The following is a 14,307-nucleotide window of genomic DNA, read 5'->3' as shown; positions in this document are numbered from 1 at the left end:
TCGCTCCGTCAGCCTGGCCGCTCGCCCTTGACGATCTCGGTCATGGTGACGCCCAGCCGGTTGTCATCCACCATCACCACCTCGCCGCGCGCGACCAGGCGGTTATTGACATAGATGTCGATGGCCTCGCCGAGCTTGCGGTCAAGCTCGACGACGGCGCCGCGGCCGAGCTTGAGCAACTGGCTGACCTGCATGGTGGCCTTGCCGAGCACGGCGCTGACGGTGACGGGAATGTCGTAGACCGCTTCGAGGTCGCGCGCACTGCGCGGCCCGCTTTGCTCGGGCGCACCGTTGCCGGCATCGCCAAGATCAGTGAGGTCCATGGCATCGGACATGGCAGTGTTTCCTTGACGGTCAGGCGGGCACGGAGGGGGAGGGGGCAAGCAGGCCAAGTGGCGCCAGGGCCGCGGAAGCCGCCTGCAGCAGGGATGCGGAATCGCGGATGGCGGCGCCATCATGCCAGGTGATGCGCACATCGCCCGGCGGCACCGCCTCGCTTGCCGTCAACGTGACGCGTCCCTGCAGTTCCGGGTCGAGGGCGGCAAGTTCGCGTTCGATGTCCTGCACGAGATGCGGGCTGAGGCGGATGGTGACGCGCGGCTCGCGCGTGAGCGCGGGCAGGACCGCGCGCACCACCGCCGCGACTTCAGCGGCGCCGTGCCGGGCGCAGAGCGCCGGCAGCATGGTCATCAGCGTGCCCATCAGCAGCCGGGCCACCGCCTCGGCCGATTCCGCGGCGACGCGGCCGGCCTCGGCCTGGGCGCCGTCGAGCCGCTCGGCGATCAGGGTGAGCATCTGGCGGGTGATTTCCGCGCGGTCCGCCGCGGCCTGGGCGAGGCCGGTGCGATGGCCTTCCGCATAGGCTTCTTCCCGCGCGGCGGCGAGGTCTTCGGCAGTGATGGCAGGTGGGGGCGGAGGTGCGGGTGGGGCGGGGGGGGGGGGCGCGGGGGGATCGTCGAGCACGGTGATGCCGGAAGGTGCGTCGAAATCCTCGGCAAACACGATGGCCGGCCGGGGCCTGGCCGCGACGGTCGCATGGGATGTGCGTGAGTACATGGCCTAGTAAACCATCTCCTCGTCCTTGCTGTCGGAGATCTCGATCTGCCCTTCGGCGGCGAGGTCCTTCGCCAGGGCGACGATCGCCGCCTGCGCCTCGTCGACGTCGCGCAGTTTCACCGGGCCGAGCGCCTCGATTTCCTCGCGCAGGATGCGGCCGGCGCGCTCGGAGAGATTGGCGAAGAACAGGTCCCGCAACTTTTCCGATGCACCCTTCAGGGCCAGCGGCAGCTTGTCCTTCTCGACCGTGCGGATCAGCATCTGCATCGCCGGGGGGCGCAGGCGGTGCAGGTCGTCGAAGGTGAACATCAGCGCCTTGATCCGTTCGGCGGCTTCGCGGTTGCGTTCCTCCAGTGCGCCGAGGAAGCGGTGCTCGGCCTGGCGATCAAGGCTGTTGAAGATCTCGGCCATCATCTCGTGGGCATCACGACGGCTGCTGCGCGCGAGGTTCGACATGAACTCGGACCGGAGTGTGCGTTCCACGCCGTCGAGCACATCCTTCTGCACGCTTTCCATGCGCAGCATGCGCATGACGACTTCCATGGCGAAGCTCTCGGGCAGCAGGCCGAGCACCCGCGCGGCATGTTCCGGCTTCACCTTCGACAGCACCACGGCGACGGTCTGCGGATATTCATTCTTGAGGTAATTGGCGAGCACTGCCTCGTTGACGTTGCCGAGCTTGTCCCACATGGTACGACCGGCCGGGCCACGGATCTCTTCCATGATCTGGGCCACGCGCTCGCGCGGCAGGGTCCGCAGCAGCAGCTTTTCGGTGTTTTCAAAGCCGCCGACAAGATTGCCGGCACCGCCGATATTCTCCGTGAACTCGGTGCAAAGCTGCTCGACCACATCAGAGCGCACCGGGCCGAGCTGGGCCATGGCCGCGGAGATTTCCTTGATCTCGTCCTCGTGCATCATGCTGAACAGCCGGGCGCTCTGTTCCTCGCCGAGCGCCAGCATCAGGACGGCCGCTTTCTGCACGCCGTTCAAGGCACGATAATCGTCGGTCATCCCCGGCATCATGCATTCTCCTGCTGCATCCAGGCCCGCAAGATCATCAGGCTTTCCTCGGGATGCTTGTCCACCAGCTCCGCCAGACGGCGCAGCGACGAAGCGCGCATCTGGCCATCGATGTTGGCGAGGCGAACCATGCTTTCGTCCTGCAGCAGTGGCACGGTGGCGGCTTCCGCCCCGGCCAGCATGGCTGCGGAGGTGCCCCCCGGCAGGGCCGGCGCGCCCATGCCGCGGCCGCCGGCCAGCACCGCGGCGGCCGCGTCGGGGCCGGCGAGCGCGGAGGCATCGGCCGCGGCGGTGATCCGCAGGGCCATGGGGCGCAACACCAGCAGCAGCGCAGCCAGGGCAACGATCGCGAGCACCCCGGTTTGCGCCAGCCGCATCAGGTCGGCCCGTTCCAGCGGCAGGCCCAGCAAGCCCTGCGCGTCCGCCGCCCCGGCGGGATCGGAGAAGAAGCGCATGTTCACGACTTCAACATGGTCACCGCGGCGTTCATCGAAGCCGATGGCGCTGCGCACCAGGCGGTCGATGCGCTCCAGCTCCTCGGGGGTGCGGGCGCGCCAGAGGACGGTACCGTCGGGGGCGCGTTCCTCGGCGCCATCCACCAGCACGGCGAGGCTGACGCGGCGCAGTTGCGGCTGCTCGCGCACCAGGGTGCGGACGGTCTTGCCGATCTCGTAATTGGTCGTCTCTTCCTGCTTCTGTTCCTGGCTGCCGGCGCCTTCGCGCCCGGCATCGGCGTTCGGCAGGTTGTTCTGGACGGAGACGTTGCTGGCGGCCTCGGTGCTGCGGCTGTTGCCGTTGACGGTCTGCGAGCTGCGGACCACCTGGCCGTCCGGATCGAAGCGTTCCTGCGTCTCGTGCACCTGATCGAAATCCATTTCGATGCTGGCTTCGGCGCGCGAACGGCCCGGGCCAAGCCCGCGATCGAGCATGTCCTCGACGGCGCGGGCGATGCGCATCTCGATGCCGCGGCGCAGTTCCTCGGCATTCTGGGCCGCGGCGGCGGCGACCGGCGCGCCGGCGCGCGCCAGCACGTTGCCACGGTTGTCGATGACGGCAACGTTCTGGGCCCGCAGGCCGGGCACCGCGGAGGAGACGAGATTGAGGATCGCCTGCACGCCCTCGTGGTCCATGCGCGCGGTACCGACCATCGTGAGCACCACCGAGGCCTGCGCGTCCTGCCGGTCGCGGGCGAAGGGCTCGCGCCGTGGCAGCACCAGGTGGACCCGGGCGGCACGCACGCCGGAGAGGCTGCGGATGGTGCGGGCGAGCTCGCCTTCCAGCGCGCGGGCCTGGTTCAGGTTCTGCTGGAACTGGCTGGAGGTCAGGTTATCGCTGCGGTCGAACAGCTCGTAGCCGATCGAGCCGCCGGTCGGCAGGCCGTCCTTGGCCAGCAGCAGGCGGGCGCGCGCCACCTGGTCGGCCGGCACCAGGATCTGCGCCCCGCCGGCACCGAGCTGATGGGGGACGCGCTGCCGATCGAGCAACTCGGCCATCTGGCCGGCCTCGCGCGGGTCGAGCTCGGCATAGAGCAGCGCCATGCGTTCGGTGGGGCCGCGCAGCATCAGCAAGGCAAGCAGACCCAGCATGCCGGCGCCGACGGCCGCCATCGCGGCGAGCCGTGCCGTTCCGAGGGCCTTCAGGCCATCGAGCAGTGCCTTCACGACAGGTGCCTCCCCGATGCGGGGAGATGGCGTGACGGCAGAGCGAAGGGGAACGTCGTCATGGCGGCCCGTTCATGCACAACGCCCGGCCGGGTTGCCGGGCGGGATGCACGCTGCACGGGAGAAGTTGCGCGTCGGTTAAGGCCGGCACTTTTTGCCGCCCTTAACCGTTCGGCATCATCCCCGCCAGCCGGACAACTGAGCCACCTTGGACCGGCCCACCTTGCGGCAGGCCGGCTTCACTGCACCACGGATTGCACGTCGGCGAGGTCGGCGGTGAGCCCGCCGAGCTGGACCTGCAGCGTCGAGCCGCTTTTGCTGATGCCGGTCACGGTGCCGACCACGGTGAAGGGCAAGGCCGTGGCTGTGCCCTTGCTGTCATGGCCGGTGATGGTCACCTTGTACGCCCCGTCGACCATTTGCTTGCCGGACGAATCCTTGCCGTCCCATGTCCAGATATTGGCGCCCTTGCTGGCGGTCACCGTGGTTTCCATCACCTTGGTGCCGCTGGCGGTGCTGACCACGACCGACGCTTCTCCCGCCGTGTCGGCGGTGAACTGCAGCATTGCCGCATGGTCCTGCAGCGTGAGCTGGTCGCTGTCGAGCAGCACCGTGTGGCCGACCATCGAGGAGCCCTGCAGCATCTGCCCGGACTGCGTGAGCGAGATGAGCTGCGTGAGGTTGGTGTTGGCGTTGATCTGCTGCTCCACGCTGGCGTACTGCACGAGCTGATTGGTGAACTGATTGGTGTCCAGCGGGTCGGTGGGATCCTGGTTCTGCAGTTGTGTCATCAGCAATTTCAGGAAATTCTGCAGGTTGCCGGACAGCGAACCCAGCGCGGAGCTGGTCGTGCTCGTGGTGCCGGTGCTCGTCGTGGTGCCGGTGGCGCTTGTGGTGGTCATGGGATTGGAGATCCTTCAGGCGGTGATGTCGATGCCCGCGCGCAGCCAGCGTGCCGGTGCGGTGTCGTCGTCCTGGACGAGAAGGGAAGCCGGTCTGTGGTTCCGGCTGCCCGGACCTGTGTCGCGTTGCGTGAAGCCGCCGGCCCCATGATCGGCGCCGGCATTCGCTTGCGCTGATCCGCCCGAGGCGTCGGTCCCGGCCTGGGGGGCAGGTAGCTGCGTCGTGGCCGGCGCGGCATGCGGCGCGGCGGCGTGGGCCGACGGCACGACGCCCGACAAGGCTGTGGAGGCACCGGAGGCCACATCGGGGGAGGCCGCGGCGACGCGTACCTCGATCGAGCGGCCATCCGCCGGCAGCCCGGCCTGATCGAGCGCGCGGTGCAGGGCCGGCTGGTCACGTTGCAGCAGTTCCGCGGTGGCGGCACGCTCCGTGGTGAGGATGATGCGGGTGGGACCGTCCCCGCGACGCTCGATGCGGATCTGCAGGCCGCCGAGTTCGACGGGATCGAGCCGGACGGTGACCTGTTGCGCACCCGGGCGGCTGACCAACGAGATCAAGGCGGGAGCGGCCTGCTGCGCCGGCCCGGCCTGGGGGAGGGGGACTGCCGGCGTGGCCGCGGCTTGTGGGATGGATGGCGACGGGGAAGTGACGGCGGCGACGGGCATGTCCGGGACCTGTGCCGCGACCGTGAGGGTGGTGGGACTGGTCGGAGATGCGTCGCCTCGCGCCGGCATATCCCCCATCTCACCCGTGCCGGAGGCCGCCATCGGTGGCGGCGCGAAGGCGATGTCCCCCACCGCGTCCTGGCCGCTGCTCGCGGGCGCCCGCCTGTCCCCGGCGATGCGTCCACTGGCGGACACGGCTTCCCCGGCAGCAGAGGGCGATGCCGTGGGCATGGATGGCTCCGCTGGTGCCGGTTCGGCCCTTCGCGGGTCCTGCGGCATCCTGTCCGGCGATGTAGCCCCTTGGTGCGTGGTGCCAGGGCCGGCATCGGCGCTGGCCGGCAGCGCCATCATCTTTGCCGGGGGGGCGGCCGGTGCCGTCGGGCGCGCGGTCGCTGCCATGGGCGGGCGCGTGGAGGTGATGTCGTCCCGCGACGGCACGAGGCCGGAAGCCGGCGTGGTGTTGCCGTCGTCCGGCGCTTCCTGGCCAGGGCTGCCATCGGCGACGTCGGGCCGGGACTCCGCCTTTGCCTGCAGGTCGGCCGGCGGCTTTCCGCTGCCCGGGACGGCAGCCGCCGTCACGGCGACGTCCGTGGGGGCCGTCCGGGGCTGCGGACCTGCCATGGCCGGGGAAGCGGCGAAGGCATCGACGGGCGCGGCGGAAGCGTCCGGTTGCGGGAGGTCCGTGGCGGATGGCGACGGCGAGGCGGCGGTGGCCGCAATGCCGGGACCCGGGCAGCCGGCTTGTGCCGATGGGGCCGGTATGGACGGCGCGATGACGGGGGGGGGCGCGAGACTGGCGGCCATGCCTCCGGCCGTCACCACCGCGGCGTCGGTCGGTTCCTCGTCCGCATCGCTCCTGTCCGCATCGGCCGAAGGGGTTTCGCGTGCATCGGAGGGTGAGCGCAGCGCGCGGGACGGCGATGTCGTGGCCGTGGCGTGAGCCGGATTTGACGAAGGGGGAAGGTGCGTGGGCGCTGTGGCCTGTTCCCCGGCGGGCGGGGAGGCCGCGTCCGCCGGGGACGGCCCGGGAGTCCCATGGGCTGCGGTGGGGACGCTGCCGGCCGGGGGGGGCGCGTTGCCATCGTCGCCGGCCGCGTGGGGCATGACCGTTCCTGCCTTCATGCCCGGTGGAGATGCGACCGGCGTTCCCGGCGGGATCTCCGGCCCGCCGGCCGAAGGCGCGGTCGGAACAAGATCAGCGCCGGCCTGAGCGAGGGACTGCTCCGTTATCGCCGCCTCCGGGGCGGCGGCTGCCATGGCGACGCTTCCGTCCGACGGGGCTTTGTCCGGACGCGCCGGCACTCCGGGCTGGATCGTCTCTGGTTGCGTCATGCCCCGTGCCGACGGAAGCCCGGGCGAGCCCTGGGGGGCGACGAGAGCCTGGGCCATCTGCAGCGCGAACGCCGCGGTGCCTGCGGCCGTCGTGGGGGCGGCTTGCGGACTTCGACCGGCAAAGGCGGAAGAAATCGATGGGCAGGGGACAGGAGACATTGCAGGGTCCTCTGGCGGGTGATGCAGGACGTGCCCTCGCCGGCTGCCCCGCGAAGCAAGCGGCGCGCCAGTTCCGGCCGGGCCGGAAAGCCCAGGCTGCCGGGCTCTCCGGGCAGGTCGAGCGGCACAACCTGCCGGGTCCGGCGTGCCGGGCGGCAGCACGGGACGGGGCCGGACGAGGGGAAATTGCGGATTCCCGCGGGGCAAACGCTGGCACGCTTCCTGCGATGCGCAGGGCACCGCACGGTCCAGGCCCGCGGGTCACGCCAGCGCCGCGCGCACCGTCCCTTTACGCACGCAGGAGATTCGCATGTCACTCTTCGGTGCCATGAACACCGCGATCGGTGGGCTGAACGCTCAGTCCGTCGCGTTCGGCAACATCAGCGACAATGTCGCCAACAGCCAGACCGCCGGCTACAAGCGGGTGGACACCAGCTTCATGGATTATCTCACCACCAGCACGGCCACGGTGAACGAGCCCGGTACGGTGGTGGCGCGGCCGGACTACGTGAACACGGTGCCCGGCACCATCTCGCAAACCGACAACACGCTCGCCATGGCGATCACCGGCCAGGGCTTCTTCACCGTCAGCCATCCGGCCGGCACCGACGTGAACGGCAATGTCACCTTCGCGCCGCAGAGCTATTACAGCCGCGCCGGCGACTTCAGCCGCAACGACAATGGCTACCTGACCAACGGGTCCGGCGAATACCTCAATGGCTGGCTGGCCGACCCGGTCACCGGGGTGCTGGACCGGAGCACAGTGAAGCCGATCCAGGTCGCCGAAAGCGTCTACAAGCCTGTGGCGACGCAGAACCTTGTCATGGGTGCCAACCTGCCGACCGGCGCGATCAAGACCGTTGCACTCGACGCCAGCGGCAACGTCACCAAGATGTACGACTCCTCCGGGGCCCAGGTCTCGGCGATTCAGCCGCAGGTGCAGATCTACGATGCCCAGGGCGTCACCCATACGGTGCAGTACACCTGGACCCCGCAGCCCAGCGCCACGGCGAATCCCGACGGCAGCTACGACACCGTTGCCAACACCTGGACGCTCCAGGCCAAAATCGACGGTACCGACATGGGCAAGGTCACGGTGACCTTCGCCAAGGATGGCACGCTGTCCGGCATCAGCTCGAGTGGCACGCCAGTGGCCAGCAGCACGTCGGGCAAGTGCCTTATCACCTACGATACCGGTCTCCCGACCACCACCGGCACCCAGAGCATCACGCTCGATCTCGGCACGATCGGCCAGACCAACGGGGTGACCCAGTTCTCCAGCACCTACACCCTGCGTGGCCTGACCCAGGACGGTGTGCCGCCGGGCAGCTTCAGCAGCCTCACCACGACCAGCTCGGGTGATATCTATGCCAACTACGACAACGGTCAGAACCGCCTGATCGCCCGCGTGCCGATCGCCACCTTCCCCAATGCCGACGCGCTGCAGCGCCAGAACGGCAGTTCCTTCACCGTGACGACGGAATCCGGCAATCCCTCGCTGCAGGATGCCGGCACCAACGGGGCCGGCACCCTGGTGACCAAGGCCGTGGAAGGCTCCAACGTCGACATCGCCAGCGAGTTCAGCAAGCTGATCGTGGCGCAGCGCACCTATTCCGCCAACACCAAGATGGTCACCACGGCCGATGAGCTGCTGCAGCAGACCATCGACATGAAGCGCTGAACCAGGGAGGACCGGAGATCGTGTCATGAGCCTCGATGCCACACTCGCGATTGCCTCGGGGGGGCTGGCGAGCATCACGCGCCAGATCGGGGTGATCTCGCACAACGTCGCCAATGCCAGCACGCCGGGATACACGCGGCAGGTGGGACGCCAGTCCGCCCTCGTCGGCGACGGTGTCGGTGCCGGCGTTCGCACCGGGACCACGACCCGCAGCATCGACAGCCTGTTGCAGGAGACACGGTGGCAACAGCAGGGCGATGTCGCCGCGCTGCAGGTGCGCTCCGACGCGTTGGCGGCGATCGACGCGGCACAGGGGACGCCCGGGCAGGGCGACGACCTCGCCAGCCTCGCCGGGGCGCTGCGCAATGCCTTCACCGAGTTGTCCGCCGATCCCTCGAAGGTGGTGCAGCAACGTGCGGTCGTCAGCGCGGCGGACCGGCTGGCCGATGGCATCAACCGGGTGGCGGCCGCCTCCACCGGCCAGCGCCAGGCCGCGCAGGATGCGCTGGTTGCCGATGTGGACACGCTGAATGCCGCCCTCGCCGATGTCGGTCGGCTCAGCACGCGCATCACCCTGTTGCGCGCGCAGGGCGACAGCACCGCGGACCTGGAGGACCAGCGGGACGCCGCCATGGGCACCATCGCCGGGCTCGCGGATGTCCGCTTCGCCGAGGAGGCGAACGGCGACATGCTGGTGTTCACGGCGTCGGGCGTGCAACTGCCGACGCGTGCCACCACCGGTCCGCTCACGATGGCCCGGGCCGCGCTCGGCGCCACGGGGGATGGCCCTGCACTGATGCTGGGCGGTACCGATGTCACGGCCCAGTTCTCCGGGGGAGAGATCGGCGCCAATCTGGCGTTGCGGGACGTCGAGCTGCCGACCATCCAGGCCGAGCTGGACGAGTTCGCGCACGACCTGGCGAGCCGGTTCGATGCCGTCGGATTGCAGCTCTTCACCGATGGCGCCAACCCGGTGGCAGCGGCGGCGACTACGCCACCGGTGCAGGCCACCTATCTGGGGCTGGCCGGCCGGATCCAGGTGAATCCCGCGGTTGCCGCCGATGCGACTCTGGTGCGCGACGGCACGGCGGGAACCGCCAACGGGCAGGCCGGCTACGGCGAGGTGATCGGCAAGGTGCTCACCCAGGCACTGGGCACGGGCAATGTGTCGAGCACCACCCCGCCGGCGACGAGCGGGCTTGGCGCATCGGGCTCGCTCGCGGCGCGCTTCGCTGCCCCTGGCTCGGTGGCGGGCTTCGCCACGGCGTTCGCCGGGGCGCAGGCCGGGGCGGCGGCCGATGCGGCGACGGACCTGTCCGATGCGCAATCGGTGCAGTCCATCCTGGATGACAAGGCGGCCAGCGTTTCGAAGGTGTCCGTCGACACGGAGATGTCCACCATGATCGCCCTGCAGAACGCCTATTCCGCCAATGCGCGGATCATCAGCACGGTCCAGCAGCTCTGGCAGGACGTGCTGAACATGGTCGGAGGCTGACGATGACTTCGATGATGACGACCGGACTGGCCGGCGGTGGCCTGCTCGCGCATCTGGTGGCCGACAACGTGGCGGCGCGCGCGCAATTCGAGCGACTGACCCGCCAGTCCTCCGATGGCAAGGTGGCGTTGACCTATGCCGGCCTTGGCACGGGCGCGGCGACGTCGCTCAACCTGCGGCCGCAGGTGGCGCAGACCGAGGCATGGGGACGCAATGTCACGAAGGCGCAAACCCAGCTCACGGCGACACAATCGGCCCTGACGGGGCTGGCGGATACGGCAACCCGACTCTCGAGCGCCGCGCTGCAGCTCGGCACCCTGCAAGGCAATACGCCGGAGGTCCTGGCCGGGCAGGCGCGGTCGGCGCTTGCAGAGCTCAGCTCGGTGCTGAACACGCAGGTGGGTAACGTCTACATCTTCTCAGGCACCGACTCGGCGACCCCGGCCATCGATGCGACGGCACTCGACGGCTTCGTGGCTTCGGTCGGAACGAGGGTTGCCACGCTGGCGACGGATGGAGCAGCGGCGGTGACCGCTGACGTGCTCGATGCGGCCGCCGCGCAGGACTTCATGCCGGGCAGCACTGGCGCCGCGGTTGCGCAGGTCGAGACGGATGCCGGCCGCAGCGTGCCGCTTGGGGTGACGGCCTGGCAGAACCTGTATGCAACCCAGTCCGGCACGGATACCACCGGATCCTATATGCGCGACCTGGTTGCCGGCCTCGCCATGCTGGCCGGGCTGGATCAGGCGGGCACGCTGTCGAGCGAGCAACTGCAGGATTTCGGCACACGCGCGGCGAAGCTGTTGCAGGGCGCACAGGCGGCGATCACCGTGGATTCGGCGGGATTGGGTGATGTGCAGGCTGGTCTGAAGACCCGCGCGACCAGTCTTACGGAGCTGCACGATACGCTGAAGGACCAGATCAAGTCCGTTGAGGAAGTGGACATGGCGACGACGGCGGCGACGCTGGCGCAGGTGAAGACGCAGCTTGAAGCCTCGTACCAGTTGATCGCATCGATGCGGGAGATGACACTGACCGCCTATCTGTAGCCGCCCGCCGGGCGGGGCGTGACCATCATCGCACCTTTCATCAAATCTTCATTCTTACCGCACATCATTCCGGAACGTGAGGCCGTCAGAACGGTGGACCTCCGTTCCGGAAATTTCATTATAGGAAGTGGGAAAATCCCATGTCCGTCCTGGTTCTTGAAATGCGCCCTGGCGATATGATGATCGTCAACGGCGCTTCCTTGCGTTTCCGCTGCAAGACACGGCTGGAGCTGGCCGCGCGGGCGCGGTTCCTGTTCGGCAAGCAGATCATGTCGCCGGAATCTGCCGACACACCGGCGCGGCGCATCTATTTCGCGCTGCAGACGGCCTATATCGGCTCCGAGGAAGAGCGCACCGGTGGCCTCACGGATGCGCGCAGGCTGATCCATGCTTTCCAGGAAGCGACGACATCGGCGCTGGCGCGCGGGATCCTGGCCCGTGCCCTCGCGCTGGCCGAGGCAGACGATTGCTACACCGCGTTGAAGCTGGTGCGGCGCGTGATCCGCCACGAGGATGCGGTGCTGGGCCACGGCCCGGCTGAATGATCCGGGCCAGCCGGCTCCCCCTTCGCGTCCCGAAGGGGGAGGGCGTCCGGGGGCACGACGGTGCCGGTGCGTTCAGGCGAACAGAGCGAGCATGGGATCACTGCCGGAGGAGCTACTCCCCGTCTTGCCGCCGAGGATGCTCAGGATCGGGTCGGTTGTGGTGGCGGACGCCAGCAGCGAGGCGAGCGAGTATTTTTCCTTGTCCTTGGCGCCGCATTTCGTCGGATCATCCGCGGCCTTGATCAGGAACTGCTCGGCCATGCGATCCACCTTGGCGGGATCCTGCAGATCGTCGATGTCGATTGTGCTGGTCAGCAGCTTGACCTGCCGGTCGTAATCCATCGCGCCATAGCTGGTCCAGTCGAGCCCGGTCTGCACGACGGCGACCTTCAGCGCCGGCAGGTTCGACATGAGCTGGGCGATGGTCGTGATCCCCGAGGCCTGCCGCTTGAAGGCAAGCGCCTGCTCCATGCCGGGAATCTGTGTGCCCTGGTCTTTCTCGAAGCTGTTGAGCGTGTAGGCGTCCGTCACCGCCTGAACGCCGTCTCCCGTGGCAAAGGGATTGCTGGCGTACTGGGCCATTGCCTTGGCGAAGGCCAGGTAATTGGTGTTGCCGATTCTCTGCGCGGTGGAGCTGGTGCTGGTCGGATCCTCGGTGATCAGTTTGCGGATCAGCGCCGGGTACTGGATCTGATCGCTCATTCCATAGGCGCCGAGCAGGATGCCGAGCGCCCGGTAATCCTTCATCAGAGCGTCCGCGGTGTCGAGCGTTGGAGCCTTGCTTTCGAAGTAGTCGATATCGGCTTTGGCCTGAGGGTTGGTCTGCGCGAATTTCGCCGCGAGCTTCTCTTCGTCCTTCGAGGCAATGAGATAGGCGGGGATGGGCGGCAGGCCGGTGGCGCCGGTGCCCGTGCCGATCGTGGTCATGCGTCTGCTCCATGGGCGCGGCCGGAATGGCCTGCGCATGTCGATGAAGATTGCGCCTGGCGTCTCAAGGAGTGGTTAAGCAATTCGTCGCATGCTGCGTCTCGCGGCGGGGCAAAAGCCACGCTTGCAGCGGTCCAGCAAAAGGAAATTTCCGCATGTTCTCCGTGAACACGAATACCGGTGCCATGGCTGCCCTGCAGTCGCTCGGCGCGACGCAGAAGGCCCTCGAAGAGACCCAGAGCCGGATCTCGACCGGCAAGAAGGTCAGCCAGGCGACTGACAGCCCTGCCGTCTACACGATCTCCCGCACCATGGACGGGACGCTGGCCGGTCTGTCCGCGGTGTCGGACAACCTGAACTTCGCGCAATCGGTGATTGGCACCTCGCTCGATGCGGCCGACAAGATCTCCGAGCAGCTTTCGTCTCTGAAGAAGCTGGTCACCACGGGGCAGCAGACCGGCATCGACACCACCACGGTCAACAACCAGATCGGGGCCGTCCTCAAGGCCATCGATTCCTTCGCTGCCAGCGCGAGCCTCAACGGCGTGAACCTCGCCAATGGCGGTGGTGCGAATATGACCACGACCACGGACGTTTCCGGTGGCACGCTCACGGTCAATGCGGAAAACATGACCTCCAGCGGCTTGTCGTTGACCGGGCTGAACGTGAGCAGCGGTGGGCTGCGGCTGAACATCGACAGCACCACCGAGTTTGCGCAGAATGACTACATCAAGCTCGGCGACGGCACCGATTCGACCTATTTCGTGCTGAGCGACGGTTCGGGGGCTCCCACCGCGCCGGCCGCGTCCGACGCGCACAACAAGGTCGTCTTCGTGAATTTCGAGACGACCGACTCGACCGCCACCGTGATGTCGAAGCTTTCCTCCGCCATGCGGGAAGAAGGCTATGGCGCGTCGATCGCGACCTCTGCGATTGACGGTGGTGCGGGTGCTGACATCACCGCCGGTGATCTGGTTGTCACCGGAAAGGGGGTCACTTCTGCTGGGTCCGCGGTGACTCTTGCCACCGCGGGTACGGCGACGCTGGCCGCAGTGACCGGGTCGACGGCCGCGATCGCGACCGTGGATAACGCGATCAGCGCCCTCAATTCGAGCATCGCCAAGCTTGGCCAGAACTCCCAGCTGGTGACGGGCCTGCAGAACTATACGTCCAGCCTGTCCGACTCGCTCACCACTGGCCTCGGCGCCCTTACCGACGCCGACATGGCGGCGGAAAGCGCTCGCCTGCAGTCGCTGCAGACCAAGCAGCAGCTCGGCATCCAGGCGCTGTCGATCGCCAACCAGGCGCCGCAGTCCCTGCTGAAGCTGTTCCAGTAACCGACAGGGCGGTCGGGCCTGGTGGGGCCTGACCGCTCCCTTCCTGCTGAACCACTCAAGCGGATCATCCGATGCAGCGCAGTCTCAGCTACTTTCGCACGCCGCAGCTCGGCGGCGCCTCACCGCAGGAGACGGAGATCCTGGCCTTCGGATTGTGCAACGACCGCCTCGGCAAGGCGGCCACGGCACGGGAGCGGATCGAGGCGCTGCACAAGACACACCAGCTCTGGTCCTTGCTGGTCACGGATCTTCAGTCGGAGGGCAACCGGCTGCCGGATGTCCTGAAGCGCCAGCTCATCGCGCTCGGCTTCTGGGCGATGGCCTACAGCACGCGGGCGATGACCGCCGCAATGTCGCTGCAGCCGCTGATCGACGTGCACCAGAACATCATCGATGGTCTGCGCGCCCAGACGCCGTCCGCATCGCCTCTCCCTCTGCCCAAGGCGCCACAGGCTCTGGCGGCGCTGAGCGTCTGAT

At 68.2% G+C, this 14,307-nt stretch carries 13 protein-coding genes; 6 read left to right on the top strand and 7 right to left on the bottom strand.

The window, feature by feature from the left end:
* Nucleotides 1–8: 8 nt before the first annotated feature.
* The 6 genes from fliN to NBY65_RS08360 form a co-directional block, all read right to left on the bottom strand.
* Nucleotides 9–323 carry a flagellar motor switch protein FliN gene (gene fliN, locus NBY65_RS08385; protein WP_239002771.1) on the bottom strand — a complete coding sequence of 105 codons (315 nt, stop codon included), beginning with the start codon at nt 321–323 and terminating at the stop codon, nt 9–11.
* A gap of 31 nt (nt 324–354) precedes the next feature.
* Nucleotides 355–1,056: a FliH/SctL family protein gene (locus NBY65_RS08380; RefSeq protein ID WP_150040571.1), complete on the bottom strand. Its 702-nt coding sequence runs from the start codon at nt 1,054–1,056 to the stop codon at nt 355–357.
* Between the two features lie 3 nt (nt 1,057–1,059).
* Complete coding sequence (gene fliG / locus NBY65_RS08375) at nt 1,060–2,067, bottom strand: flagellar motor switch protein FliG (RefSeq protein WP_456312289.1); 1,008 nt, start codon at nt 2,065–2,067, stop codon at nt 1,060–1,062.
* 8 nt (nt 2,068–2,075) lie between these two features.
* On the bottom strand, nt 2,076–3,737 hold the full coding sequence (fliF, locus tag NBY65_RS08370) for a flagellar basal-body MS-ring/collar protein FliF (RefSeq protein ID WP_150040570.1): 1,662 nt from the start codon (nt 3,735–3,737) through the stop codon (nt 2,076–2,078).
* Between the two features lie 239 nt (nt 3,738–3,976).
* Nucleotides 3,977–4,639 carry a flagellar hook assembly protein FlgD gene (locus NBY65_RS08365; protein WP_150040569.1) on the bottom strand — a complete coding sequence of 221 codons (663 nt, stop codon included), beginning with the start codon at nt 4,637–4,639 and terminating at the stop codon, nt 3,977–3,979.
* A 15-nt stretch (nt 4,640–4,654) separates the two neighbouring features.
* Nucleotides 4,655–5,884, bottom strand: coding sequence for a flagellar hook-length control protein FliK (locus NBY65_RS08360; protein WP_162530519.1), 1,230 nt, complete (start codon nt 5,882–5,884; stop codon nt 4,655–4,657).
* Between the two features lie 1,222 nt (nt 5,885–7,106).
* On the opposite strand from NBY65_RS08360, the gene NBY65_RS08355 reads away from it, so the two are divergent.
* The 4 genes from NBY65_RS08355 to NBY65_RS08340 all read left to right on the top strand — a co-directional run bounded on the left by NBY65_RS08355 (nt 7,107) and on the right by NBY65_RS08340 (nt 11,566).
* Nucleotides 7,107–8,477 (top strand): flagellar hook protein FlgE, encoded by a 1,371-nt coding sequence (locus NBY65_RS08355; protein ID WP_150040567.1) that lies wholly within the window; start codon nt 7,107–7,109, stop codon nt 8,475–8,477.
* A 25-nt stretch (nt 8,478–8,502) separates the two neighbouring features.
* A complete protein-coding gene (gene flgK / locus NBY65_RS08350) occupies nt 8,503–9,972 on the top strand; it encodes a flagellar hook-associated protein FlgK (RefSeq protein WP_150040566.1) in 1,470 nt (489 codons plus the stop codon).
* A 2-nt stretch (nt 9,973–9,974) separates the two neighbouring features.
* On the top strand, nt 9,975–11,021 hold the full coding sequence (locus NBY65_RS08345) for a flagellin (protein ID WP_150040565.1): 1,047 nt from the start codon (nt 9,975–9,977) through the stop codon (nt 11,019–11,021).
* 140 nt (nt 11,022–11,161) lie between these two features.
* A complete protein-coding gene (locus NBY65_RS08340) occupies nt 11,162–11,566 on the top strand; it encodes a flagellar biosynthesis repressor FlbT (protein WP_150040564.1) in 405 nt (134 codons plus the stop codon).
* A gap of 72 nt (nt 11,567–11,638) precedes the next feature.
* Here the strand turns inward: NBY65_RS08340 and NBY65_RS08335 are convergent, their stop codons facing one another.
* A complete protein-coding gene (locus tag NBY65_RS08335; RefSeq protein WP_162530518.1) occupies nt 11,639–12,493 on the bottom strand; it encodes a DUF1217 domain-containing protein in 855 nt (284 codons plus the stop codon).
* 155 nt (nt 12,494–12,648) lie between these two features.
* Between NBY65_RS08335 and NBY65_RS08330 the strand changes: the two genes are divergently transcribed.
* Both NBY65_RS08330 and NBY65_RS08325 read left to right on the top strand, forming a co-directional pair.
* The gene (locus NBY65_RS08330; protein ID WP_150040562.1) at nt 12,649–13,830 is read left to right on the top strand and encodes a flagellin; all 1,182 of its coding nucleotides are present in this window, start codon (nt 12,649–12,651) and stop codon (nt 13,828–13,830) included.
* A 71-nt stretch (nt 13,831–13,901) separates the two neighbouring features.
* The gene (locus NBY65_RS08325) at nt 13,902–14,306 is read left to right on the top strand and encodes a flagellar biosynthesis regulator FlaF (RefSeq protein ID WP_150040561.1); all 405 of its coding nucleotides are present in this window, start codon (nt 13,902–13,904) and stop codon (nt 14,304–14,306) included.
* Nucleotide 14,307: the final 1 nt, after the last annotated feature.

This window comes from Rhodovastum atsumiense (genome assembly GCF_937425535.1).
GTDB classification, from domain to species: Bacteria; Pseudomonadota; Alphaproteobacteria; order Acetobacterales; family Acetobacteraceae; genus Rhodovastum; species Rhodovastum atsumiense.
Note: the sequence above shows the minus strand (reverse complement) of the source record. Positions and strands in the feature narration are given on the sequence as shown.